At 61.8% G+C, this 24321-nt stretch carries 28 protein-coding genes, 1 tRNA gene and 1 riboswitch; of the genes, 20 read left to right on the plus strand and 9 right to left on the minus strand.

Going from position 1 to position 24321, the window contains the following annotated elements:
- Positions 1–68: 68 nt before the first annotated feature.
- A complete protein-coding gene (locus ACODSV_RS30980; protein ID WP_024073977.1) occupies positions 69–434 on the minus strand; it encodes a hypothetical protein in 366 nt (121 codons plus the stop codon).
- Positions 435–749: 315 nt separating this feature from the next.
- Between ACODSV_RS30980 and ACODSV_RS30985 the strand changes: the two genes are divergently transcribed.
- The 13 genes from ACODSV_RS30985 (at position 750) to ACODSV_RS31045 (ending at position 13992) form a co-directional block, all read left to right on the plus strand.
- A complete protein-coding gene (locus tag ACODSV_RS30985) occupies positions 750–2372 on the plus strand; it encodes a methyl-accepting chemotaxis protein (RefSeq protein WP_102623406.1) in 1623 nt (540 codons plus the stop codon).
- Between the two features lie 167 nt (positions 2373–2539).
- A riboswitch (guanidine-I (ykkC/yxkD leader) is annotated at positions 2540–2641 on the plus strand.
- Between the two features lie 61 nt (positions 2642–2702).
- Entirely contained in the window at positions 2703–3770 is a 1068-nt protein-coding gene (locus tag ACODSV_RS30990; RefSeq protein ID WP_024073975.1) for a putative urea ABC transporter substrate-binding protein, read from the plus strand.
- Between the two features lie 12 nt (positions 3771–3782).
- On the plus strand, positions 3783–4598 hold the full coding sequence (locus ACODSV_RS30995) for an ABC transporter permease (RefSeq protein WP_131697130.1): 816 nt from the start codon (positions 3783–3785) through the stop codon (positions 4596–4598).
- Positions 4595–5359: an ABC transporter ATP-binding protein gene (locus ACODSV_RS31000; protein ID WP_454843879.1), complete on the plus strand. Its 765-nt coding sequence runs from the start codon at positions 4595–4597 to the stop codon at positions 5357–5359. Before ACODSV_RS30995 ends, ACODSV_RS31000 begins: the two co-directional genes overlap by 4 nt.
- Positions 5356–6081, plus strand: coding sequence for an urea amidolyase associated protein UAAP1 (locus ACODSV_RS31005; RefSeq protein WP_090408155.1), 726 nt, complete (start codon positions 5356–5358; stop codon positions 6079–6081). The genes ACODSV_RS31000 and ACODSV_RS31005 overlap by 4 nt, the downstream gene beginning before the upstream one ends.
- A gap of 9 nt (positions 6082–6090) precedes the next feature.
- Positions 6091–6720 carry an urea amidolyase associated protein UAAP2 gene (locus ACODSV_RS31010; protein ID WP_024073971.1) on the plus strand — a complete coding sequence of 210 codons (630 nt, stop codon included), beginning with the start codon at positions 6091–6093 and terminating at the stop codon, positions 6718–6720.
- 217 nt (positions 6721–6937) lie between these two features.
- Positions 6938–10519 carry an urea carboxylase gene (gene uca / locus ACODSV_RS31015; protein ID WP_150055203.1) on the plus strand — a complete coding sequence of 1194 codons (3582 nt, stop codon included), beginning with the start codon at positions 6938–6940 and terminating at the stop codon, positions 10517–10519.
- Between the two features lie 48 nt (positions 10520–10567).
- The gene (locus ACODSV_RS31020) at positions 10568–10774 is read left to right on the plus strand and encodes a cysteine-rich CWC family protein (protein WP_024073968.1); all 207 of its coding nucleotides are present in this window, start codon (positions 10568–10570) and stop codon (positions 10772–10774) included.
- Entirely contained in the window at positions 10764–11456 is a 693-nt protein-coding gene (locus ACODSV_RS31025) for a 16S rRNA pseudouridine(516) synthase (protein ID WP_150055204.1), read from the plus strand. Before ACODSV_RS31020 ends, ACODSV_RS31025 begins: the two co-directional genes overlap by 11 nt.
- Positions 11457–11760: 304 nt before the next feature.
- Positions 11761–12645 (plus strand): alpha/beta fold hydrolase, encoded by an 885-nt coding sequence (locus tag ACODSV_RS31030; RefSeq protein WP_102623410.1) that lies wholly within the window; start codon positions 11761–11763, stop codon positions 12643–12645.
- A 223-nt stretch (positions 12646–12868) separates the two neighbouring features.
- A tRNA-Gly gene (locus tag ACODSV_RS31035) sits at positions 12869–12942 on the plus strand.
- A gap of 199 nt (positions 12943–13141) precedes the next feature.
- On the plus strand, positions 13142–13666 hold the full coding sequence (locus tag ACODSV_RS31040; protein ID WP_150095433.1) for a DUF3833 domain-containing protein: 525 nt from the start codon (positions 13142–13144) through the stop codon (positions 13664–13666).
- Between the two features lie 20 nt (positions 13667–13686).
- On the plus strand, positions 13687–13992 hold the full coding sequence (locus ACODSV_RS31045) for a DUF6482 family protein (RefSeq protein WP_024073962.1): 306 nt from the start codon (positions 13687–13689) through the stop codon (positions 13990–13992).
- A gap of 68 nt (positions 13993–14060) precedes the next feature.
- On the opposite strand, the gene ACODSV_RS31050 is transcribed toward ACODSV_RS31045, so the two are convergent.
- Positions 14061–14300 (minus strand): DUF6124 family protein, encoded by a 240-nt coding sequence (locus tag ACODSV_RS31050; RefSeq protein ID WP_024073961.1) that lies wholly within the window; start codon positions 14298–14300, stop codon positions 14061–14063.
- A 403-nt stretch (positions 14301–14703) separates the two neighbouring features.
- Between ACODSV_RS31050 and ACODSV_RS31055 the strand changes: the two genes are divergently transcribed.
- Positions 14704–14946: a helix-turn-helix domain-containing protein gene (locus tag ACODSV_RS31055; RefSeq protein WP_024073960.1), complete on the plus strand. Its 243-nt coding sequence runs from the start codon at positions 14704–14706 to the stop codon at positions 14944–14946.
- Positions 14947–14951: 5 nt separating this feature from the next.
- Here the strand turns inward: ACODSV_RS31055 and ACODSV_RS31060 are convergent, their stop codons facing one another.
- Together ACODSV_RS31060 and ACODSV_RS31065 are read right to left on the minus strand one after the other, a co-directional pair.
- Positions 14952–16142, minus strand: coding sequence for an MFS transporter (locus ACODSV_RS31060; protein ID WP_150054343.1), 1191 nt, complete (start codon positions 16140–16142; stop codon positions 14952–14954).
- On the minus strand, positions 16139–17305 hold the full coding sequence (locus ACODSV_RS31065) for an MFS transporter (protein ID WP_150054344.1): 1167 nt from the start codon (positions 17303–17305) through the stop codon (positions 16139–16141). The genes ACODSV_RS31060 and ACODSV_RS31065 overlap by 4 nt, the downstream gene beginning before the upstream one ends.
- A gap of 95 nt (positions 17306–17400) precedes the next feature.
- Between ACODSV_RS31065 and ACODSV_RS31070 the strand changes: the two genes are divergently transcribed.
- The 4 genes from ACODSV_RS31070 to ACODSV_RS31085 all read left to right on the plus strand — a co-directional run bounded on the left by ACODSV_RS31070 (position 17401) and on the right by ACODSV_RS31085 (position 19838).
- Positions 17401–18318, plus strand: coding sequence for a LysR family transcriptional regulator (locus ACODSV_RS31070; protein WP_150054345.1), 918 nt, complete (start codon positions 17401–17403; stop codon positions 18316–18318).
- Between the two features lie 48 nt (positions 18319–18366).
- Entirely contained in the window at positions 18367–18699 is a 333-nt protein-coding gene (locus tag ACODSV_RS31075; protein WP_024073956.1) for a hypothetical protein, read from the plus strand.
- Positions 18700–18800: 101 nt separating this feature from the next.
- Complete coding sequence (locus ACODSV_RS31080) at positions 18801–19301, plus strand: methylated-DNA--[protein]-cysteine S-methyltransferase (RefSeq protein WP_150054346.1); 501 nt, start codon at positions 18801–18803, stop codon at positions 19299–19301.
- A 111-nt stretch (positions 19302–19412) separates the two neighbouring features.
- Positions 19413–19838, plus strand: a complete 426-nt coding sequence (locus ACODSV_RS31085) for a low affinity iron permease family protein (protein ID WP_024073954.1) — start codon at positions 19413–19415, stop codon at positions 19836–19838.
- A 53-nt stretch (positions 19839–19891) separates the two neighbouring features.
- On the opposite strand, the gene ACODSV_RS31090 is transcribed toward ACODSV_RS31085, so the two are convergent.
- The 4 genes from ACODSV_RS31090 to ACODSV_RS31105 form a co-directional block, all read right to left on the minus strand.
- Positions 19892–20419 (minus strand): DUF4142 domain-containing protein, encoded by a 528-nt coding sequence (locus ACODSV_RS31090; protein ID WP_024073953.1) that lies wholly within the window; start codon positions 20417–20419, stop codon positions 19892–19894.
- Positions 20420–20539: 120 nt separating this feature from the next.
- Positions 20540–21181: a LysE family translocator gene (locus tag ACODSV_RS31095; protein ID WP_024073952.1), complete on the minus strand. Its 642-nt coding sequence runs from the start codon at positions 21179–21181 to the stop codon at positions 20540–20542.
- 54 nt (positions 21182–21235) lie between these two features.
- Positions 21236–21646, minus strand: a complete 411-nt coding sequence (fos, locus tag ACODSV_RS31100; protein ID WP_024073951.1) for a fosfomycin resistance glutathione transferase — start codon at positions 21644–21646, stop codon at positions 21236–21238.
- A gap of 15 nt (positions 21647–21661) precedes the next feature.
- Complete coding sequence (locus ACODSV_RS31105; RefSeq protein ID WP_411741568.1) at positions 21662–22579, minus strand: LysR family transcriptional regulator; 918 nt, start codon at positions 22577–22579, stop codon at positions 21662–21664.
- A gap of 77 nt (positions 22580–22656) precedes the next feature.
- Here ACODSV_RS31105 and ACODSV_RS31110 point away from each other — a divergent pair, with 77 nt between their 5' ends.
- A complete protein-coding gene (locus ACODSV_RS31110; protein ID WP_150054348.1) occupies positions 22657–23145 on the plus strand; it encodes a DMT family transporter in 489 nt (162 codons plus the stop codon).
- A gap of 20 nt (positions 23146–23165) precedes the next feature.
- Here the strand turns inward: ACODSV_RS31110 and ACODSV_RS31115 are convergent, their stop codons facing one another.
- The gene (locus ACODSV_RS31115; RefSeq protein WP_150054349.1) at positions 23166–23840 is read right to left on the minus strand and encodes an NAD(P)H-binding protein; all 675 of its coding nucleotides are present in this window, start codon (positions 23838–23840) and stop codon (positions 23166–23168) included.
- A 224-nt stretch (positions 23841–24064) separates the two neighbouring features.
- On the opposite strand from ACODSV_RS31115, the gene ACODSV_RS31120 reads away from it, so the two are divergent.
- Positions 24065–24250, plus strand: coding sequence for a hypothetical protein (locus ACODSV_RS31120; protein ID WP_150095431.1), 186 nt, complete (start codon positions 24065–24067; stop codon positions 24248–24250).
- The last annotated feature ends 71 nt before the right edge of the window (positions 24251–24321 follow it).

Genomic DNA, 24321 nt, shown 5'->3' on the forward strand with positions numbered 1-24321 from the left:
TCGCCAGGTTTTGGGGCCGCTTCGCAGCCCAACGCGGGGCAAGCCCGCTCGCCACCGTTATGGGCCTGTCAACGGTGACCGCCGCGGCCACCTCCACGGTCATGATCGCCACCGCGTCCATGCCCGCCATTGTTCCAACGATCACCCCAGCCCTGGTTCGGGTAAGGCCGGTAACCCGCCCTTGGTCCTGACGGGTAATAACGAGGCGCTGGCTGGTAATAACGTGGCGCTGAGTAATAACGCGGTGCCGGCGCGTAGTAGCGAGGCGACGGATAATAGTCGCGCCGGTACACAGGTCCGCCGCCGTAGTAATAAACCGGCGCCGGCGAGGTGTAGACCTCGGAACGGTAGTAACTTTGGCCTCCATCGTAGTAAGGCACACAAGCGGAAAGGGTCAGACCGAGTAAAGCGCTGATCAGCAGTCGTCGATACATGGCGGCCTCCTGGACCGCGAAAGAGCACCTCCAGCGACGCTGGGGGGCGGCATTCAGCTTTCACTGAATGACGAAACATCTGACATCAAAAACCGAATCTGGTGCGTTTTGGTTACAAGTTGATACATCAATGCCAAATGCGGTCCCCCCCCTTCAGACACGCTGCGGCATAGCGCTTACCCACCCACCAGATTTATCGATTCAGTAATTTTTTCTGGCCCGAAACTTTCCCGATTGCGATGATGTCACTATGACATTGCACAGGCCAGGGAGGCTCTAACGTGCATCCTTCGCCACTTTCGCCGGATCCGAGCCATGAAAATTTCAACCAAACTGCTGCTGTCATTTCTACTCTGTGCACTGGTCACCCTCGGGGTCGGGCTGCTGGGTATCAAAAGCGTGGTCCGCCTCGCCAATGCATTAGAACTGACGTTCTCCAATAACCTGGTGTCCGTCAGCAGCACCTCCGCTACCCTCAATGGCCTGGTGGCCCACAACCGCGGTTTGTACCGTTTGATGGATGCGAGCCAAGGCGACGTCTCCCAACAAGACCGCGACCGTGTGCGCCAGGACATCACCAACGAACTCAAACGCAGCCAGAGCGCCTACGCCACCTACCGCGCCACGCCCCTGGAAGACGACGAACGGGCGGCCGGCGACAAGCTCGACCAGATCTGGCCAACCTACACCAGCAGCTCCGAACACATTATGTCGATGCTCGACAGTGGCCAGATCGAGCAGGCCCGCGCACAGCTCAACAGCACCAACAATGAATTGTTCCGCCAGGCGCGCGATTTGATCCGCGTGATGGTCGATTCCAATAACCGCCAGATCAAAGAAGGCGCTGCCGCCGCCGACGAGCTGCGCGACAGCGCGTTGACCTGGATGATCAGTGGCATTGTCCTGGCCTTCATCATTGCGATCATCACCGGTGTGCTGATCACGCGCCTGATCACCCGTCCTATCGCACAAGCGGTTGAGAACGCACAGCGCATCGCCAAGGGTGACCTGACCCAAGCCATCACGACCGACCGCACCGACGAAGCGGGGCAATTGCTGATGGCTTTATCCGATATGCAAGGCGGCCTGAAAAGTACGCTGACGGAAATCGCCAACGCCTCCGACCAGCTCGCTTCGGCAGCCGAAGAGCTGAGCGCGGTCACCGATGAAAGCACCCGTGGCCTGACCCGCCAGAATGACGAAATCCAACAAGCTGCCACCGCTGTCAACCAGATGACCGCAGCGGTCGACGAAGTGGCGAGCAACGCCGTATCGACCTCGGAAGCGTCGCGCCAGGCCACCACCGAAGCCGAGGACGGCCGCCAGCAAGTCGAGCAGGCCGTGTCAGGCATGAGCGCGATGGTGGTGGAGATCAACGATTCGACCCAATCGGTCGCCGACCTCGCCGGCCAGGTGCGCGAAATCGGCAAGGTGATTGATGTGATCCGCAGTATTGCCGACCAGACCAACCTGCTGGCCCTCAATGCCGCCATCGAAGCCGCCCGTGCCGGTGAGCAAGGTCGCGGTTTTGCGGTGGTGGCCGATGAAGTGCGGGCGCTGGCCCATCGCACCCAGACCTCCACGGTGGACATCGAGAAAATGATCGGTGAAGTCCAGGCAGGCGCCGATGGCGCCGTGGCCGCCATGAACAAGAGCCTGAGCTGGGCCAACAACACCCAGACCCTGGCGCAAAATGCCGGCCAGGCGCTGGAGCGCATCACTGCCAGCGTGGCCAGTATCAACGAGCGCAACCTGGTGATCGCCTCGGCGTCCGAGGAACAGGCCCAGGTGGCCCGTGAAGTGGATCGCAACCTGCTCAACATTCAGGACCTGTCGACCCAGACCGCCGCCGGTGCCAACCAGACCAACGCCTCCAGCCAGGACCTGTCGCGGCTGGCCACCTCGTTCAATAGGCTGGTCAGCAAATTCCAGCTGTAAGCGCCTCATAGCAGTGCGCCGGCGCACCCGCGTGGCGCACACCCCCCGCTTCTACGCCCTCCTCTCCCGCCCGCCCGGCTGAACAGCCGGGCATCGAAGCCACTTGGCACGACTCTCGCTTTATCTCTTGCGTGCAGGATTGAAACAGGTTCGCGGCACCACAATTTGCAATGGCCGACTAGGGTTCCGGCTCGCCAAAAGCGAGTGGCTGGTCCGAGAGTTGGCGACCTCCAGTTGAGGTTACACGGCGGGATAAAAGCCCGGGAGACAAGCCACCGTTCACGGTGCCGCGTTGCTCCTGCTCGCCCTTGATCAACTGGAGAAGCCCCAATGCCCTCGATCCGTTTACCCGCCCTGCTCGCCGCCGCCTTCGCCGCTGTGCTGAGCTTCCAGACCCAAGCCGCTGCCAAAGACCACTTCAGCGTGTGCTGGACGATCTATGCCGGCTGGATGCCATGGGAGTATGCCGGCAGCCAAGGCATCCTCGACAAGTGGGCCAAGAAGTACGGCATCACCATCGACATGGTGCAACTCAATGACTATGTCGAATCGATCAACCAGTACACCGCCGGCCAGTTCGACGGCTGCACCATGACCAACATGGACGCCCTGACCATCCCCGCCGCCGGTGGCGTAGACAGCACCGCGCTGGTGATCAGCGACTTTTCCAATGGTAACGACGGCGTGGTGATCAAGGGCACCGGCAAGACCGTGGCCGACCTCAAGGGCATGAACGTCAACCTGGTGGAACTTTCGGTATCTCACTACCTGCTGGCCCGCGCACTGGAGTCGGCGGACCTCAGCGAAAAAGACCTGAAAGTGGTCAACACCTCCGACGCCGATATTGCCGCCGCCTTCAACACCGACCAGGTCCAGGCCGTCACCACCTGGAACCCGATGCTCTCGGAGATCAAGGCCAAGCCTGGCGTGAGCCAAGTGTTCGACTCCAGCAAAGTGCCCGGCGAAATCATGGACATGATGGTGGTCAACACCCAGGTCCTCAAGGACAACCCCAAGCTGGGCAAAGCACTGACCGGCGCCTGGTTTGAAGTGGTCGCCCTGATGAATGCCAAGGGCGCCGCCAGCACCGAAGCCCTGGAACATATGGCCAAGGCTTCCGGCACCGACCTTGCGGGCTTCCAGTCGCAACTGGACACCACCAAGTTGTTCGCCACGCCCAAAGAAGCCCTGGCCTTCGCCACCAGCCCACAGTTGCCCGCCACCATGGGCAAAGTCGCCGAGTTCTCGTTCAAACACGGCTTGCTGGGTGAAGGCGCCAAGGACGCCAGCGCCGTGGGCATGCGCTTCGCCAACGGCGTGACCAGCGGCGACAAAGCCAACCTCAAGCTGCAATTCGACCCCAGCTACGTGCAGATGGCCGCCGACGGCAAGCTGTAAGAGGACCCGGCCATGCGCCTGATCAACCGTCACCCGGACCGCTCCAGCCGCCTGTTGCTGGTGCTGCTGCCGTTCGCCCTGCTGCTGTTCGCCTACTTCGTGGGCTCGGCCGAGCGCCTGGCGGACAACCCCAACGACAAGCTGCTGCCCGGCGCCGGGCAAATGATTGACGCGGTAAAGCGCCTGGCATTCAACGCCGACACCCGCACCGGCGAATACGTACTGTGGCAGGACAGCGCCTCCAGCCTGCGGCGCCTCGCCATCGGCCTGGGTATCAGCGCCCTCGCCGGCCTGTGCCTGGGGATCGCCGCCGGCACGTTGCCGCTGTTTGGAGCGCCGTTGTCACCGTTGCTGACCGTGCTGTCGATGGTACCGCCGCTGGCGATCCTGCCGATTCTGTTCATCGTGTTCGGGCTGGGGGAATTGTCCAAAGTGATGCTGATCGTCATCGGCGTCACCCCCTGCCTGGCCCGTGACCTGGAACAGCGCGCGCGGGAAATACCGGTGGAACTGCTGGTCAAGGCACAAACCCTCGGCGCCTCCACCTGGACCCTGATGCTGCGCGTGGTGTTGCCGCAATTGCTGCCACGCCTGCTGATCTCACTGCGACTGATGCTCGGCTCGGCGTGGCTGTTTTTGATCGCCGCTGAAGCCATCGCCTCCACGGACGGCTTGGGCTACCGGATCTTCCTGGTACGTCGCTACCTGGCGATGGACGTGATCCTGCCTTACGTGGTGTGGATCACCCTGCTCGCCTGGTTGATGGATTGGGGCCTCAAGGCCCTGACCCGGCATGCGTTCCCTTGGTACGAAGGAGCGCGCGCATGAGCTTTATCAGCGTCAACAATGTGTGGCAGCGCTACGGTGATCAAGTGGTGCTGGAAGGCTTGAACCTGCAGGTCGCCGAGGGCGAGTTCTGCACGCTGGTCGGCACTTCGGGCTGCGGCAAGTCGACGTTCCTGCGCCTGCTGCTGGGCCAGGAAACCGCGAGCAAGGGCCAGATCCTGCTGGATGGCCAACCGCTCGCCGCCGAGCCGGATGCCAGCCGCGGCGTGGTGTTCCAGCGCTACTCGGTGTTCCCGCATTTGACCGTGCTGGATAACGTCACCCTCGGCCTGGAACTGCCACGTTCTCGCCTGCTGGGCCGGCTGTTCGGTAAAGCCAGGAAGGACGCCCGCGAACAGGCTGCCGCGCTGCTGCACAAGGTCGGCCTCGGCCACGCCCTGGACAAATACCCGGCGCAGCTCTCCGGCGGCATGCAACAACGCCTGGCCATCGCCCAGGCCCTGATCATGAAGCCCCGCGTATTGCTGCTGGACGAACCCTTCGGCGCCCTCGACCCGGGCATTCGCAAAGACATGCACCAGCTGCTGCTGGAACTGTGGCGCGAAACCCGGCTGACGGTGTTCATGGTCACCCATGACCTGAGCGAAGGCTTCAGCCTCGGCACGCGCCTGCTGGTGTTCGACAAGGTGCGCGTCGACCCCCACGCCCCCGGCGCCTATGGCGCGCGCATCACCTACGACATCCCTTTGAACAGCGAACGCCGCAAGGCGCTCGCCGCCGAACTTGGAGCCCCTTCCAAATGACCGATTCCACCCAACTGTTCCCACCCTTCGCCGAAGAAATGCTGCCTGGCGGCGGCCACCGTTCGTTCGTGCTCAAGCGCGGCCAACTGCTGCGCCTTACCGATCTGCGCGGCGGCGCCAACGTCAGCCTGACCCTGCTCAACGCCAACGAAAAAACCGAGCGCCTGAACCTGCCCGACAGCCTCAAATGCCAACACACCGCCAAGCTCACCACCGGCCACTGCCTGTACTCGGACATGGGCCGTGTGCTGGCCGCGATCACCGCCGACACCTGCGGCTGGAGCGACAGCATCGGCGGCGTGCTGTGCGCCGCCGAAGTCGCCGAGAAGTACGGCCAGGGCCGTTATCAGGAACTGCGCAACGGCTTCTTCCGCAACGGCACCGACAACCTGTTGGTGGAATTGGGTAAATGGGGGCTGGGCCTGTCCGACCTGCTGATGACCCTCAACCTGTTCAGCAAAGTCACCGTGGACAGCGACGGTGGCCTGCACTTTGTGCCGGGCAATTCCAAGGCCGGCGACTACATCGAACTCTACGCGCCGATGGACACCCTGGTGGTGCTCACCGCGCTGCAACACCCGATGGACCCCAACCCGCAATACGCCCCGCAACCGCTGAAACTCAGCTGGATGAACGCCGACAAAAGTGTCGCCGAACACTGCCGCACTTCGCGCCCGGAAAACGAGCGTGGCTTTATCAACACCGACCGCCTGTTCGCCTGAGGAACTGTCATGTCTATCGCAATGAAACAACCTGATGCGGCGGTGTACCGCGCAACCATTCCCGCCGGCGAGCCGTGGCTGATGGAGGTCAAGGCCGGGCAGACCCTGCGCATCCTCGATCTTGAGGGCAACCAGGCCGTCGACACCTTGTTCTACAGCGTGAAAAACCCGCGTGAACGCTACGACGTGCAGCGCACCCTGCGTCGGCAGAACAGCGTGTACCTGGGCACCGGCAGCGTGCTGTATTCCAACCTCGGCCAACCGATGCTGACCATCGTCGAGGACACCTGCGGGCGCCACGACACCCTCGGCGGCGCCTGCGCCCAAGAGAGCAACACCGTGCGCTACGCCCTGGAAAAACGCTACATGCACAGCTGCCGCGACAACTACCTGCGCGCCTGCGCCCACGATGGTCGCTTGGGCAAACGCGACATCGGGCCGAACATCAATTTCTTCATGAATGTGCCGGTGACGGCCGACGGCGGGCTGACCTTTGAAGACGGGATTTCCGCGCCCGGCAAGTACGTCGACCTGCGCGCGCAGATGGATGTGATCGTGCTGATTTCCAACTGCCCGCAGTTGAACAACCCGTGCAACGCCTACAACCCGACCCCGGCGGAGCTGCTGGTATGGAACTGAAACTCAAGCGCCTGCGTAAATGGTTGTTTGCCCTGTGCCAATCCCGAGCCGGGCAATGCCTGCAAAAACGCTAGAGATCCAATGTGGGAGGGAACCCCCTCGCTCCTACAGGCATTGGGCTTGCCCCCGATAGCGGTGGCCCCCTCCCACACTAACCACACACTGCGGACGACCGCAGTGCTCCCTCACTTTGCGGGACGGCCCGCAGGGTTTTGCCATGTTCGAAAAACTGTTGATCGCCAACCGTGGCGCCATCGCCTGCCGCATCCTGCGCACCTTGCGCGAGTTGCAAGTCAAAGGCATCGCCGTGTACGCCGAAGCCGATGCGGCGAGCCTGCATATCCAGCAAGCCGACGAGGCCTACAGCCTCGGTGAAGGCGCCGCAGCCGCAACTTACCTGGCGGTGGAAAAAATCCTCGCCACAGCGAAGGCCTGCGGTGCCACGGCGATTCATCCGGGCTACGGGTTTCTCTCGGAAAACGCAGCCTTCGCCGAAGCCTGTGAACAGGCAGGCATCGCCTTTGTCGGGCCCACGCCTGAACAGCTGCGGGTGTTCGGTCTCAAACACACCGCTCGTGCCCTGGCCAGGCAGCATCAGATCCCTTTGTTGGAAGGCACCGAGTTGCTCGACAGCCTAGAGGCCGCCTTGCTGGCCGCTGACACCGTGGGCTACCCGGTGATGCTCAAAAGCACGGCCGGCGGTGGCGGCATCGGCATGCGTGTGTGCCGCAGTGCGCTGGAGTTGGGCGAGTCGTTCGAGGCGGTCAAGCGCTTGGGGCAGAACAATTTCAGCGACGCGGGCGTGTTTATCGAGAAGTACATCGAGCATGCGCGCCATCTGGAAGTGCAGGTGTTCGGCGACGGCGCGGGTGAAGTGATCGCCCTCGGCGTGCGCGACTGCTCGGTGCAACGGCGCAACCAGAAGGTCCTCGAAGAAACCCCGGCGCCAAACCTGCCCGACGGCATGGCAGAGGCCCTGTGCACAGCTGCCATCACCCTGGCCAAGGCCGTGAATTACCGCAGCGCCGGCACCGTGGAATTTATCTATGACAGTGCTGACGGGCGCTTCTACTTCCTCGAAGTGAACACGCGCTTGCAGGTGGAACACGGCGTCACCGAACAGGTGTGGGGTGTCGACCTGGTGCGCTGGATGGTGCAACTGGCGGCGGGTGAAATGCCGCCGTTGCAGACGCTGGTCTTGCAACCCCAAGGCCATGCGATCCAGGCGCGCCTGTATGCCGAAGACCCAGGGCGGGATTTCCAGCCGAGCCCCGGCTTGCTGACCTGTGTGGATTTCCCGGTGGCCGAGGGCTTGCGGATCGACACCTGGGTGGAGGCCGGTTGTGAGATCCCGCCCTACTTCGACCCGATGATCGCCAAGCTCATCACTTGGGCGCCCACCCGCGAACAGGCGCGCCTGGATCTGCATCAGGCGCTGAGCGATAGCCAGCTCTACGGCGTGGAAACCAACCGCGATTACCTGCGCCAGATCCTGCTCGCCGCGCCCTTCGCCAATGGCCAGCCGTGGACCCGTTGCCTGGAGGATCTGGTCTACGTGGCCAACACGGTTGAAGTCATCAGTGCAGGCACGCAAACCAGTGTGCAGGACTATCCCGGCCGCCTCGGCTACTGGGCCGTGGGCGTGCCGCCGTCGGGGCCGATGGACAGCCGCGCGCTGCGCCTGGGCAATCGCCTACTCGGCAACGCCGAGGGGGCCGCGGCGCTGGAAATCACCATGAGCGGGCCGATATTGCGCTTCAATTGCGTGGCGGTTGTTGCGGTGACGGGAGCGCAAATCCCGCTGCTGTTGAATGATCGAGCAGTGCCAATGAACACCGCGCTGTTGATTGAGGCCGGATCGGTCCTGAGCCTGGGCACCCTCGCCGGCGCCGGTGCGCGCAGTTACCTGTGCCTGCGTGGTGGGCTGCAAGTGCCAGACTACCTGGGCAGCAAAAGCACCTTTACCCTCGGCCAGTTTGGCGGGCATGGTGGGCGCGCTTTACGGGCGGGCGATGTGTTGCATCTGTTGCCGTTGGAAGACCTGAGCGCCGGGCAACAACGGGTCGCGCAAGCGCTGCCCGAGGTCCGCACGCTGCGGGTGATCTATGGCCCCCACGGCGCGCCGGAATACTTCCTGCCGGCGTACATCGACACCTTCTTCGCCACGCAGTGGGAAGTGCATTTCAACTCCAGCCGCACCGGTGTTCGGCTGATCGGGCCAAAGCCTCTTTGGGCACGTACGGATGGCGGCGAAGCGGGGCTGCATCCCTCAAACATCCATGACAACCCCTATGCCATCGGCGCGGTGGACTTCACCGGAGACATGCCGGTGATCCTGGGGCCGGATGGGCCGAGCCTGGGCGGTTTTGTGTGCCCGGTAACGGTGATTGAGGCGGACCTCTGGCAGCTCGGCCAGCTCAAGGCGGGAGACAAGATTCGCTTTGAACCGGTGGACCTCAAGACCGCCCGCGACCTTGCCCTGAAATGGGATCAAACGTGGGAGCCGGGCTTGCCCGCGACGCAGGCGACTCAGTCTCACTGTGCGATTGAATCACCGGTGGTATTGGACATCGGCCAAGCCGACACCCGCCTGGTCGCCCGCCTCGCCGGCGACACCCACCTGCTCCTGGAAATCGGCGCGCCCGAGCTGGACCTGGTGCTGCGCTTTCGCGGTCATGCCCTGATGCAAGCCTTGGAAGCCCGCGCACTGGCGGGTGTGATCGACCTGACCCCGGGCATCCGCTCGTTGCAGATCCACTACCAGCCGGAACAACTGCCCCTGGCCGACCTGCTGACACTGATCGGCCGCGAATGGACCGCCGTGTGCACCCGGCAAAACCTGCAAGTGCCGTCGCGCATCGTCCACCTGCCGCTGTCCTGGGACGACCCGGCGTGCCAGCTGGCCATCGACAAATACATGACCACTGTGCGCAAGGACGCGCCCTGGTGCCCGAGCAACCTGGAGTTCATCCGCCGCATCAACGACCTGGCCAACCTCGACGAGGTGCGCCACACCGTGTTCGATGCCAGCTACCTGGTGATGGGCCTGGGCGACGTCTACCTCGGCGCGCCGGTGGCCACGCCGCTGGACCCGCGCCACCGGCTGGTGACCACCAAGTACAACCCGGCCCGCACCTGGACCGCCGAAAATTCGGTGGGCATCGGCGGCGCGTATTTGTGCGTGTACGGCATGGAAGGCCCCGGCGGTTATCAGTTTGTCGGGCGCACGCTGCAGATGTGGAACCGTTATCGCGAAGTGGCGGCGTTTGACCGCAAACCCTGGCTGCTGCGCTTCTTCGATCAGATTCGGTTCTATCCCGTGAGCGCGGATGAGCTGGTGCGGATTCGCCGGGATTTCCCCCTGGGACGCTTCGAGCTGAGCATCGAACAAAGCACGCTGAACCTGGCGGATTACCAAGCGTTTCTCGCACGGGAAGCCGCCAGCATCGGCGCGTTTCGTGAGCACCAGCAGCACGCCTTCAATGCCGAACGCGAACGCTGGATTGCCAGCGGCCAGGCGCATTTCGACAGCGAGGAGCTCGCGGCGCCAGCGGCGCAAGACACGCCGCTCAAGGCCAATGAACACAGCATCGACAGCCCTATCGCCGGCAATCTCTGGCAGGTGCAGGTGAGCGTGGGCGCGCGGGTGGCGGCCGGTGATGTGTTGGTGATTCTGGAGTCGATGAAAATGGAGATCCCGGTGCTGGCGCCCTTTGCCGGAGCGGTGCGGGAAATCCCGGTGCAACCGGGCAGCGGCATTGGCGCCGGGCAACGGGTCGTGGTGCTGGAACGGGACTGACCGGCGCTGTATCGTGCAGGGACTTTCGAGGCCCTGCCCCCACCGACCATGACCACGCCAACCCTTTGCCCCGCCTGTGGTGCCCGCAACGATTGCACCCTGGCCGACCCACGCACCGCCGACCAGCCTTGCTGGTGCTACAGCGTCACCATCGACCCGGCGGTGCTTGAAGCGCTGCCCGATGACGTGCGCAACCAGGCCTGCCTGTGCCCGCGCTGTGCTCAGGTGGATGAGCAGCTTCGCCATGCGCGTTGACCGTTTCCTCAGCAACCTGCCGCGTTTCAATCGCCAGCAAGTGCGCGTGTTACTGGTCGAGCGGCGGGTGACGGTAGATGGCGTGGCAGTCAGTGACCCTCACCATGAAGTACGCGAATTCAGCCGCGTGTGTGTTGACGATGAGGTGCTGCAGGCAGGCAAACCGGCGCGCTATTTCATGCTGCACAAACCCCAGGGCTGCGTCAGCGCCACCTCGGACCCGCAACACCCGACGGTCCTCGACTTGCTGGATGAACCGGACAAAAGCGAGCTGCATATCGCCGGTCGTCTGGATTTCAACACCACCGGCCTGATGCTGATCACCAACGACGGCCAGTGGTCGCGGCGCCTGACGCAACCGCAGACCAAACTGCCCAAGGTCTATCGGGTAGAGACGGAGCAGACCATCGGCCCCGAATACGCGGCAACCTTTGCGGCAGGCGTGTATTTCGCGTTTGAAGACCTGACGACTCAACCGGCCGAGCTGGAGCTGTTGGGGCCACGCCTGGCACGATTGAGCATCATCGAAGGCCGCTACCACCAGGTGAAGCGCATGTTCGGGCACTTCAACAACAAAGTGGTCGGCCTGCACCGTGAGCGAATGGGCCCATTGGTACTGGATGCAGCCCTGGCGCCAGGCGAGTATCGGACGCTGTCCGAGGAAGAAATCCGACAGGTCTGACGACCGTTCGGCCGGTGATGGCAAAAACCCATTTGTGTGACTTGCGGCATCCCCGGTCTACTGCTTGAATCAAATCGTCAGCCAAATTATGACTGACGAGTCGCCTATAACCTCCAAGAAACACCTTGCCCCGCCCGCGCTTGATCTACGGGCATCCCAGGCAAACAGCCCGCCATAACAACACCCGTCGGCCAGCCGTCATCGGATCGACATGGGCCCTCATCTTCCAGGCGTATGCCTACCTGTCACAAAGCTCGTGCAGAGTGATCTGTGCGCCCTACCCGCTTGCCAGGAGTCTTACGACATGAGGCCAGAAATCGCTGTGTTGGATATACAGGGTCAGTATCGGGTTTACACGGAGTTCTATCGCGCGGATGCTGCTGAAAAGACCATCATCCTGGTCAACGGCTCGATGGCCACCACGGCATCCTTCGCCCAAACCGTGAAAAGCCTGTACCCGCAGTTCAATGTGGTTTTGTACGACCAGCCCTACGCCGGCCGTTCCAAAATCCATAACCGTCATGAGCAGATGCTGACGAAGGAAGTTGAAGGCCAGATCCTCCTGGAACTCATCGACCACTTCGCCGCCGAACACGTGCTGTCGTTTTCCTGGGGCGGAGCCGCCACCCTGGTCGCCCTCGCCGCCCGCCCGCGCCACGTGGAAAAGGCCGTGATCAGCTCGTTCTCGCCAGTGATCAACGCACCGATGCGCGACTACCTCGAGCGTGGCGTCGACTACCTCGGCAACCTCGACCGCGACCGCGTGGGTCACCTGGTCAACAGCACCATCGGTAAACACCTGCCGTCGCTGTTCAAGCGTTTCAACTACAAGCATGTCAGCAGCCTGGCCGAGCACGAATATGGGCAGATGCACTTTCACATCAGCCAGGTGCTGCACAGCGATCGCCTGTGCTACCTCAAGGCCGCGCGGCAAATCGACGTACCGGTGTTGTTCCTGAACGGCGAATGGGACGAATACACCAGCGCCGAGGATGCCACGCAGTTCGGCCAATACGTGGCCAAGAGCAGCTTCAGCACCATCCAGGCCACCGGGCACTTCCTGGACATGGAGCACAAGGCGGCGTGCCGGGACACTCGGGAGGCGGTGGTGGGCTTCCTGAAACCTGAGCGCAAGGTCGGCCGATTGCGTTATCACCAAGGCCAGACGCAGCATGCCTTTGCTCTCTGAAATACCGTGCAGGAGCGAGGGGGACGCCTAGTTCTTGCGCGCGAAGATCGCCAACGATGACGTGCGCTCCCTGGTTGAACGCGGCGCTCTTGAGTTCTTCGCGAGCAAGCTCGCTCCTACATCGGCTCCGTTCGTCGCCAGGGCAAGTGCCTGCAACTTGCACATTTTTCGAAGAAAAACTTCAAATCCAGGCGCACATCTGGTACAAAGTCAGCCGATCTGAGCGGGTGTCGTATAATGGCATTACTCCAGCTTCCCAAGCTGATAACGAGGGTTCGATTCCCTTCACCCGCTCCACTCAGACATAGATTCCACGCCAGCAGGGTTTTGGCGGGGAATGCATAAAAAAACCGGTCCTTGGTGGCCGGTTTTTTTATGGGTGGGATTTGAGAATCAAAAAATAAAGCACGCAAAAACCTGTACAAATTAATTTTCTTGTACAAGTATCATACTTCGAGCGGCGGCGTTTCGCCCCGCACCTTCGAAGAGCCAGGCCATGACACGTCTACTGTTTTCACTGTTGCTGATAGTGAGCTTGGCCAGTTGCACCAACGTTGAGGTCGACCACTACGCCGACCAGCAACCGAAACTGGATCTGGAGCGTTTCTTCAGTAAACCCGTGAAAGCCTGGGGCATCTTCCAGAAGCGTTCCGGGGAAGTGGCCAAGCGCTTTGAGGTGAATATTGCCAGCCGGCACGAGGGCAACGCGTTGATTCTGGATGAGCGCTTCCTGTACAGCGATGGCACGCGCCAGCAACGGGTGTGGACGCTGACGCCGGACGGCCCAGGGCGCTGGCGCGGACGAGCTGGGGATGTGGTGGGCGAGGCCATCGGCGAAGTAGCGGGTAATGCGCTGCGTTGGCGCTACCGGCTCAATCTGCCGGTGGATGGCTCGGTGTATGAAGTCAGCTTTGACGATTGGATGTACCTGATGGACGAGGACACCTTGATCAACCGCTCGAGCATGTCCAAGTTCGGTGTCGAGTGGGGCCAGGTCACGTTGTTCTTTCGTCGCCAATGAACCCCGAGCGAGGGTAAATCATGAATATGCAAATGCTCACCGAGCTGGCCGAGAAAGGCGAAATACGTGAGCTGGAGTTGCTGTCCCTGGAGGGCGGTTTCTATATCGCTCGCATCAGGCTGGAGCACGTCGAGGCGACGTTACTGGACGATCACGGCAAGCCGATGCGCATTGGGTCCACCACGCATTTACGCGACCTGTTGCAGCGGGTTCCGCCGTTTCCTTGCGTACTGGTGCAACACTGCGTTCACGATGAAATGTGCGGCACGCGTGAAGGGCCTATCGGTGCGTTGCGCGTTCCGTTTTCGCTGGCGGCGACACTCTAAATTCTAGCTCCCCTCCCCCGTGGTATGGGCGGCCTGGGAAGGCAAGCCGTTTACACCGTACGGGTGACCTACGCGGCTCGGTCCACGCGGTCCTGAACAGCCTCGACCAGCAGCAGGCCCAGTTCAATCATTTGCTCAATGGCCAGGGCCAGGTAGCGCTGTTGAGAGGGCAGGCTTTCGACGAACTCGTGGGTCATGGCACCTGCACCGGCGATGGTTTCGTAGGCGTTGGCGAGCAACGCTTGAGTGTCGATTTCGGGACGGACGCTGAACAGTTTTACGGCAGGGTTGCATGAATCAGTACACATCTGTTGATCCTCGTTAGGGACCGCATACCAGAGCTACTAAACAATGGGTGGCGGCTGTACGCAGGTTAGTAGACCGGCGAATCAACGAAACCGGCGCGCCCGAAGACGCCCTGCGTGCAGCCACCATAAGAGCAGCTGTACGCCGTTGATCGTATCGGGCTACTAAACCCGACCGCTGATGGGCAGCGGCTGACGAACCTTAAAGAGGTCGCCCAAGGCGCACAACTCGGACGAGTCTGATCGTTATGTAGGCAATGCCGCAAGGTTAAAACCCATGCTCAAAGCGTGAAGAAATTGAAGCTTTTGGCAACAAATAGCCGTTGAAGACCGTTTGAATTCAATCTACCACCCACATCATTCTCGATAGCCCCACCCCACCAAAAATGCATACGCAGGTTTAATCATGACTCAGCCATTGACCGCTTTCGATCTTGTTGACCTGCTCGACAGCGAGGAAGCCATCCACGAATACCTTTCTCAGGTTATTGCAGAGGGTGATAAATCAGAGCGCCTAAGGGCTGCCGGTTTTGCGGCCAAAGCCCGTGAGAAAATTCGGGCAGAACTGGCGATGGGTGAGTCCAGTCGAGAACCTCAGCCGTTCGACTCCGTGGCATTTAAGCAAAAAATGCCAAGTACTGGAGAGTGAGCCTTTTAAACCTCAACACCGCCCCTCTGCACCACCCACGCCAACGGCAACGTCACACACAACATCCCCGCCAACACCATCACCGCCACCGGCACGCCCAGCGCATCCCCCACTGCGCCAAACACCACCGGCGCCAGCGCGCCACCCCCAATCGTACCGGTGTAGAACAGCGCAAACGCCTGTTCGCGCTGGCCCGCGCCGGCAAGGTCGGGCACGGCGCCGTACAGCACCGAGGAGGTGCCATTGAGTACCAACCCCAGCAGCGGCAACATCACCATCAACCCGCTCAGCGGCAGATACACCGCCGCGACAATCAGCAGCGCGGTGCTGGCTTCGGTGATCCACACGGTCTTCATCATGCCGATGCGTGCGCCGAGGTAGCCGCAGAGCAGTTTGCCGAAGGCGCCGCCGATGAACAGCAGGGTCAGGGCCAGGCCGATGCCGGCGGTACCGGCGCCTTTGGCTTGCAGCAGAAACGGCAGGAAGGTGAGGAAACCCATGCGCACGGCGCTGTCGAGGGTGCCCATGAGGATCAGCGCGCGCAGGCCGGTGGCAGAGCCGTTGCCGCTGAGGGGCTTGGCTTTTTTCGTGACCGTGGACGCGGGTGCCTGGGTGGGGATAAGCCACCACAGCAGTCCCGCGGCCGCCAGGCCGAGCAGCCCCAGAGCGGTGGCGCTGGCCTGCCAACTGACCACGGTGAGCAGTAAGCCGACCAGGCCGGGGATCAGGGTTTTGCCGATATCGCCAGAGAAGTTGTACTGCGACAGGGCCTGCTTGACCCCGCCGCCCTCTTCATAGGCATCGGTGATCATCGAGGAAGCCAATGGATGTTGAGTACTGGCGCCGAGCCCACCGAGGAGCAGCGCGAGCAACAAGAGCGTCAACCCGGTGGCTTGGCCCACCAGCAAATAAGCGACGCCCGCGAGCGCGGTACCGCCGATCAGCATCGGTAACCGCCCCCAACGTTTGGCGGCGCGGCTGGCCATGAGTTGACACACGGCCATCGCCCCGGAGTAGGCACCGCGTAACAGGCCGACTTGAGCATAGGACAAGGCAAATTGCGCCTGCCAGATCGGCAACAGGACGTAGATGACATCGGTCAGGCCATCATGCACGGCGTGGGCGCTGCAACCGGCGATCAACGCACGGCGGCGGCGGGACGTTTCGCAAGCAGGCAAAGCGACAGTGTCGTTCATGGTGTAGGAATCAGCTCAGGTTTAAGGGGCTTCCAGCCGGTCAAGGCGATCAACAAGGTCAGCAATTGGAAAGCGATGATCAGCACCACGCAGCCGCCCCAGCCCCAGCGATCCCAGATCAGCGCCGGGACGATGGCGCCGCAACTGCCGCCCAGGTAATAACAGGTGAGATACACCCCGACAGCGCCCGTCTTGTTATCGCGCGCGGTGGCGGTGATAAACGCATTGGCGGCAGCCTGGGCCAAGAACACGCCGGTGGAACTGAGCGCCAGGCCCACTACGATGCACCACAGGGACGGCAGCAGGGTCAGGGCCGAGCCACTGACACCCAGCATGGCAGCGACACTGAGCAGTTCGGCGTGAGGGCGAGCTTTGCTGAGGCGCCCGGCGATGGGGATCACGAACAGGGCCAGCAGAAAGACCATGTAAAGCGTCCCCAACGCCGCCGGCCCAAGGTTGAATGGCGGCAGGCCCAAGTACAAACCTGCGTAGGTAAACGCCGCGACTTGCGAAAACAACACGCAGAAACCTACGGCATAAGCGGCCAGCAACGGCCGGCGAAACCCACCTGACGAAGAGCCTTTAGCCTGCTCGGTGCGTGGGCGGTTGTTGGCCGGCAACAAAAACTGGATAAAACCGCCGACCATCAAGCTCAGCACCGCGAGCAACTCAAAGGCTTCGCGCCAGCCTACATATTCGGTCATCACGCCGGTGACGAAGCGCCCGGCGAACCCACCCAATACGGTGCCTGCAACATACAAGCTGGTGACTTCAGTCACCGTGCCGCCCTGCCAGCGATCGCCGATGTAGGCCACGCTGGTGGCGAACACCACCGGAATCAACATGCCTTCGATCAAGCGCCACACCAGCACTTCGGCGAAGCTGTCTGCGTAGGCCGTCATCAGCGCCGGCACCGCCAACAGCAGCGCAGCCACGGCGATCACCGTGCGCTGTTCGAAGCGCCCGGTCAGACGGCTGACAAACGGCGCCGTGACGGCCACCGCCAGGGTGGTGACGGTAATGCTCCGGCCCGCGACCTTGGCGCTGATATGAAAGTACTCGGCAAACGTCTGGAGAATGCTCTGGGTCGCATAGAGGTTGAGAAACGCCGCGCAGCCACACAGGAACAGGGCAAGGCGGGCACAATGCAGGCGCGGTTTCATGAAAGCTCTCGTTTTATTTTGTGACGCTTTTATAGAATGAGCGGCATGATCGTGACCAATACCGTTTTCCGACCGATCAATACCCAAGGACCAGGATGCTCGACCTACGCAAGCTGCGTTACTTTCTGACGGTCGCCGAAGAATTGCACTTCGGCCGCGCCGCCCTGCGCCTGCACCTCGCCCAGCCGCCGTTGACCCGGCAGATTTCAGCGCTGGAGGCAGAGTTGGGCTTCAAGCTGTTCGATCGCACCAGCCGCACGGTGACGCTCACCGCCCAGGGCCGCTCGTTCCTGCCCTACGCCCGTGGCGTGTTGGAACAGGTTGAGTTGGCACAAGTGATCGCCACTAAATTGGCTGCGGGCACGGCCGGGCAACTGGCGTTGGGCTATGTGAGTTCAATCGCCCTGTCGGACCTGTTCAGCCAAGCGATCCAGGCCTTTGCCCAGCGCTTTCCCGATGTGCAACTGACCCTGGTGGAATGCGCCTCCGGCAGCCTTGGTGCGCAAGTGGCCGACGGGCGGCTGGATATTGGCTTGAGCCGGCTGTTGCCGCAAAACGACGCGGTGCAAGCGCTGTCGTTGGGCGAGGAACGCTTGGTGGCAGCGGTGTCGAGTGACAGCCCGTTGGCCAGCCAGGCCGAAATCAGCCTGGCGCGGCTCAGCGCATTTCCGTTGATCCTGTTCCCGGCCGATTACGGCTCGGGGCTGAATCAGTCCATCGAGCAGTTGTACCGCCACCACGGCGTGCCCCTGTACGCGGGGCCAACCGGGCGGCAGATCACCTCGATCATTGCGCTGGTGGCAGCCGGGCAAGGAGTGGCGCTGGTGCCGGCCTGTACGCAAAGCTTGATGAACAAGGGGGTGACGTATCGGCCACTGGTGGAGGTGGATGCCTGTGCAAAGTTATTGGTGCTGACGCGCAAGGAGGAGTCGAACCTGTCGGTCCAGGCCTTTATGGCGGTGATCGGTGAGGTAGCTGCAACGCCAGCAAAGTCTGAATGCACCCACAAATGAGCACCGTAATACTGTCAACCCGTTAGCCGTGAGAGTGAGACACCCGCCATGCTTGAGCCTGAACAATCCACCCCCAAACCTGTACTGCGCCAGGTGGTCGGTTGGGTGCTGGTTCTGCCCTTCCTGGTCTCATGGGTGAGGCTGCCATTTCCCTTTGGCCTGTTCCTGGCGCTGGGAGTGATTGCAGCGTCGGCCTATGGCGTAAGGTTTGCCTGGCACCACGCCAGTCGACGCGTGACGATGTTCGCGCTGATAGTCACTCTGCTCAATGCCGTTTCATGGGTCATGCTGAGCACCGCCTCAGTACTCATGGCGCTCTACATGCTCGCGCGACTCTACTGGTGGCCGTATTTCGCCAACTGGCTTTACTGGAATTTTTAGTCTCAAGGCGAATTTGACCGCAAGAAGCGCAGTTTCCAGGCAAGCCGATGGCGCTACAGTAGCGCTGAACCTTTTAACGCCGCCTGTCGAGGAGCCCACTCATGCGCTACGAATACACACTCATGCCCTCCCCCGTCGGCGAGCTCACCCTGGTGGCGCGCAATGGCAAGCTCAGCGCCATCCTGTGGGAATGCGAGCGCGCCAACCGCGTACGCCTGGGTGAATTGCATGAGGCCAATCACAACCCGGTGTTGCTGGAAACCAAGCGCCAATTGCACGAATACTTCGCCGGCAGCCGTCACCGGTTCGAGCTGGAACTGGACTTCACCGGCACCGATTTTCAGAAATTGGTGTGGCAGGCATTGCTGACGATCCCTTTTGGCGAAACCCGCAGCTACAGCCAGATCGCCCAGCAGATTGGCAACCCGAAAGCCGTGCGTGCCGTGGGAGCCGCCAATGGTCGCAACCCGATCTCGATCATTGCTCCGTGCCATCGGGTGATCGGCGCGTCAGGCGGGCTGACCGGATTCGCTGGCGGGCTGGAGGCCAAGCAATACTTGCTCGCGCTGGAAGGCGGCGGCCAGGCCGAACTGGTGTTCTGAAACGCGCCGCGGCAAAAACGTCCCCTTTGTTCATGAGACCAGTTGTAAAAAGAAATTTCAGCACTGCGCTGCGGTCCATCACTTCATCACCTCCCCTTAAGGAAACCGGTCATGAAATTCTCCGCAGTCTCACAATCCCTGTCCCGCTGGGCTGGCAGTGCCCGGACGTTCTACGCGGCCGTCGCGCTGATTTTCCTGTGGAGCCTGAGCGGGCCGTATTTCCACTACAACGACACCTGGCAACTGATCATCAATACCTCGACCACCATCATCACCTTCCTGATGGTGTTCCTGATCCAAAACACGCAAAACCGCGATAACGACATCCTGCACATCAAGATCGATGAACTGCTGCGCGTGTCCAAGGACGCGCAAAATGCCGTGTTGAGCCTGGACGGCCTGGACCGCAAAGAACTGGAAAAGCTACGCCAGGAATACCGCAGCATTGGCAAAACCGGCAGCGTCAGCCTGAACAGCAGCTGCGGTCACGCTGCCGACGATGCGGCCCCCACCAAGACCGATTTGAACCAGGCATGAAAAACGGCGGTTGGATCAGCTCCAACCGCCGTTTTTCCTAAGCAGTAAAGGCCTCAACCATCGCCTTGATGACCTTTGCCGTAGGTGGATGCCAGGGCACGAGCCTTTTGCAGGCGCTCTTCCAGCTTGGGCAGCGTTTCATCCACCAGCGCTTTTATTTCCGGGACATCGGACGCGGCGCCTTCGCGCTTGAACAGGGCGATGGCCTCTTCGTTTTCCTTGACCTGTTGTGCGGTGTAGGCGGCGTCGAAGGAGTCACCCTCCTTGAGTTCGGGCATCAGGGTTTCAGCTTTGTCGACGATCTTCTCCCGTGGGGCCACCGGCAAGTCGAGCTTCTTGGCAATCGCCGCCAAATGTTGGTTGGCCAGGGTGCGCTCGTTGATCACCTCGATGGTGTAGTCCTTGATTTCCTGGGACGAGGTTTTGGCGTGGGCCATGCGACTGGTCTCGATATCGGCCATACCTTTGGCCGAAGCCTGCTCGATGAACTCAGCAGGCGACTGGGCGAAAGCATTGCTGGCGCCGAGGCCCAGCAGCATCGCGAAACTGGCGGTGCGTAACCGGATAGCCATGCGGCTCATGATGGGTTCCTCCAGGGCAAAAATAGGTGCGGGGGGAATACACCCCACCCTGGATTCGAATTTTCCGGGCGGCAAAGGTTTAGAAAAAACTTGCCGTTGCGACGAACGGTCGTCGCCACCTCAAGCCGGTTTGCTGCCAAACAGCCCCGGTAACGCATGGGCCAGGGCGTTTATAGCAAAGCCGATGAACATCACGCCGCACAGTCGGGTGATCAGGATTTCATGGCGTTGATACACCGTGCGCACCCGTTGGGCACCCACCACACCGATCAGAATGGCATAGGCCAGCAGGCCACCGACGAAGCTCAGGAAGATCAACGACGGCAGCATCGACCACGTCAGCAACTCGGCACGGCTGGAGAGCAGCGCAGTGAACGTCGCCACGGCCACCGGGTAAGCCTTGGGGTTGGTCAGGCCGAACACAATACCGTGCCAGAACGGATGTCGCGCCGCGCCCTGGGGGGCATCGCCGTTGCGACGCTGGGTCCGAATCGCGCGCCAGCCGAGCCAGAACAGGTACAGGCCGCTGAGCACGCCCAGCACATCGAACGCACTGCTGCCGACTTCCCGCGCGCCGACAATCGCCACCAGCGCGGTGCTGCACCACAGCACATCGCCCAGCAGGTGCCCGCAGAGGAACCCCGCCCCGGCCCGGCGACCACGGGCGGCGCCGATGCCGAATACGGCCAGTACCCCCGGCCCCGGCGTAATCCCGTAGATAAAACCCGAAGCGAGCACAGCGAACAGCAAGGAAAGGGTCATGGGCGCGACTCTGACAGAGGATGTGAAGGTGGCTGGATTCTGCACGTTCCAGTACTAAGGGTAAAACTTCATGCCGACATAGGGTTTGTCGCGGCAGGCTTGCAGGCGCGAGGCCAGGTCGCCCACATGGGCTTCAAGCTTGTGGCCGTCGGGGTCGAGAAAATAGAACGAGGCGCCTTCACTGCGGTTGTCGCGCCACGCCTGTACGTTGGCGGCGCACAGGCGCTCGACCAATGCGGTGAAATTTGACGCTGCGACGGTAAACGCAGCGTGGGTGTAGTCGGCCGTCGGATTCGAGTCGCGTAAAGGATCGAGGGACAAACAGAGCCATAGGCCCGGCAATGACAAATAGGCGCCGCTGTCCCAGGTGGCCTCCAGCTTCAGTTGCAACAGCCCATGGTAGAAGCTGACGCTGCGAGGCAGATCGGTGACGGCCAGGGTCAGGTGGTTGAGGCCGGTGAGCATGTTGTTTCGTCCCTGTTAGCGGTGGTTTTCGGACAATACACCCTGCATTTGGTCTTTCAACCACTGCAACCCCGAATCCCCGCCCCGCCGCCCATGCCACACCAGCTCAAAGGCAAACGAGGGAATAGGAAACGGCGGCGGCACGGTCAGCAGGTGCTGATGGTCGATGTTGAGCAACCCCCGCGATGACACCGTCAGGATCAGGTCCGTGCCGCGAATCAACTGCGGTGCCACGCCCCAGTGCGGCAGGCTGATCGCCACATGCCGCCGCTCACGAATCGCCGTCAATGCGCGCTCGATTTCCGGCGTGCCGCTGCCGCGCATTTCCAGCAACACATGGGGCCGCGACAGGTAGGTAGGCAAGTCGAGGATGCCGCTGTCCGGCAGGCTGTCGCGGTCCACCAGGCAGGTGTAATGCTCTTCGAACAACGGCGAGCTGCGCAGTTCGGCGGGCATGTCGGGGAACACGCCAGCGGCCAGGTCGAGGTCGCCATTGAGCACGCCCTCCACCATGCCTTCGCGGCTGGCCTGGACAATCTGCAGGTCGATACCCGGCGCTTCGTGACGCAAGGCTCGCACCAGCCCCGGTAGGAAAATCGCCGCGCTGTAGTCCGACATCGCCACGCGAAACCGACGCTTGGCCGAGGCTGGGTCAAACTGATTCGGTGCCAGCAGTGCCTGCACCTGGGCCAGGGCCTCGGCCAACGGAGTCGCCAATTCCTGCGCGCGGGCAGTCGGCACCAACGTGCCCCCCTGACGCACCAGCAAGGGATCACCGAGCACATCACGCAAGCGCGCCAACGCATGGCTGACCGCCGGCTGGCTCAGGTGCAGGCGCGCCGCCGCACGGGTGACGTGCTGCTCGGCAAGCAAGGCATCGAGGATCACCAACAGGTTGAGGTCGATGCGCCGTAGATCATTCATCAGCTGCATGCCCGGCATAAGAAATTGGAATTTAAATTTGCGCGACGAATAGCCTAGAGTCCAGCAAAACCTCTGGGAGATTCGACATGACGACATTGCATTGGCTGGGTTTGTTGCTATTGGCGGTGATCGCCGGCGCGGTGGTGCCCTTTCAAAGCGCGATCAATGCCAACCTCGGTCGCGGTCTCGGCCACCCACTGTGGGCGACGCTGGCGTCGTTGCTGGTGAGCATTATCGTGCTGTTGCCGGTGATCGTCGCACTGCGCCTGCCGTTGCCGAGCCTGGCGTTTATCAGCAAGGCACCGCTGTGGATGTGGGCCGGTGGCGCGTTGGGTGTGTGCTTTATCTCGCTGGCACTGATGCTGCTGCCCAAGCTGGGCGCATCGGGCTTTATTGCGCTGGCCATGGCCGGGCAGATGCTTGCCGCGTTGCTGCTGGATCACTTCGGCCTGTTCGGCCTGGTCGAGCGGCAACTGACCACGCCCCGGGTGCTGGGAGCGCTCTTGTTGCTCGGCGGCGTGGCGTTGATTCAATTCAGCGCCACACCCGCCCGCGCACTGGCGACGGCAGGCTGATCCGCACGGTGGCAAAGGGCTCAGGGTGTGCCGCGCGCCAGTCGCTTGATCTCGGCCTGTTCCACCACCGCTTGCGGCGCGCCGTTACGCACCGCTGCCAGCATCGCCCGTCCCACGGTCTCGGTGCTGACCACCCAGCCCGGCTTGATCCCACGCACCACCGACAGCAACGGCCCAAGCACCGTGTAGAACAACCGGTACAACGGTGTCTTCGAGCGCACGCCATGCAACGGCTGGATCAGCCCCGGGCGAAACAGATACACCGCTTTGAACGGCAGGCGCAGCAACGCATTCTCAGTCTTGCCCTTGACCCGCGCCCACATCGACTTGCCCGCCTCGGAACTGTCGGTACCGGCGCCGGACACATAGATAAACGTCATCTGCGGATTCAGCCGCGCCAGGGTGCTGGCCGCGACGAGGGTGAGGTCATAAGTGAGGTGGGTGTACGTGGTTTCATTCATGCCCGCCGACGAAACGCCGAGGCAGAAGAAGCAAGCATCAAAACCTTGCAACAGGTTTTCCAACGGCTGGAAATCCAGCATGTCGCTGTGCAACACCTGATGCAGCTTGCCGTGCTCCTGGGCCAGCGGCGTGCGGCCGACGGCCACGACTTCCTGCACATCCGCGGCCAGCAGGCACTCACGGAGGACGCCCTGGCCGACCATGCCGGTGGCACCGAATAACAAGACTCTCATAAGGTTTACCTTCAATGGCCTGCCATCAACGGCACGCTAAAGACGAATACACTAACAGCTTGTAGCGTGCTGCCAGTAGCTTAGCGCCCAAATAGGAATCTTCCGTTCTTGAAACGCACCACCACCCCGCCCTTGCTTGCAGCGCGGCCCTCCTTGCCCAAGTCGGCATCAGCCGCAATTTGCACGCGGCATTGGCGCAAGGTTCAGGCGATGGGGCGATCATTGTGTTCAACACCCGCGCACCGTTGATTTTGCAGGGCGTTTCGAGTGGATTGCAGCGCGATATGGCGGGTTGGGGAGAGGCGTATCGGGTAGAGACGTTGATGCTCAATCACTTCGTCGCGCCCACGGGGCGGCTGAAGACGATGAGTTGGGGCGTGGCGAGCCTGCTGGTGACAGTTAAGAGATAGAACGAGCAAACAGTGACCTGTGGCGAGCGGGCTTGCCCCGCGTTGGGCTGCGCAGCAGCCCCAAAACCTCA

The organism is Pseudomonas sp. FG86 (assembly GCF_057808775.1).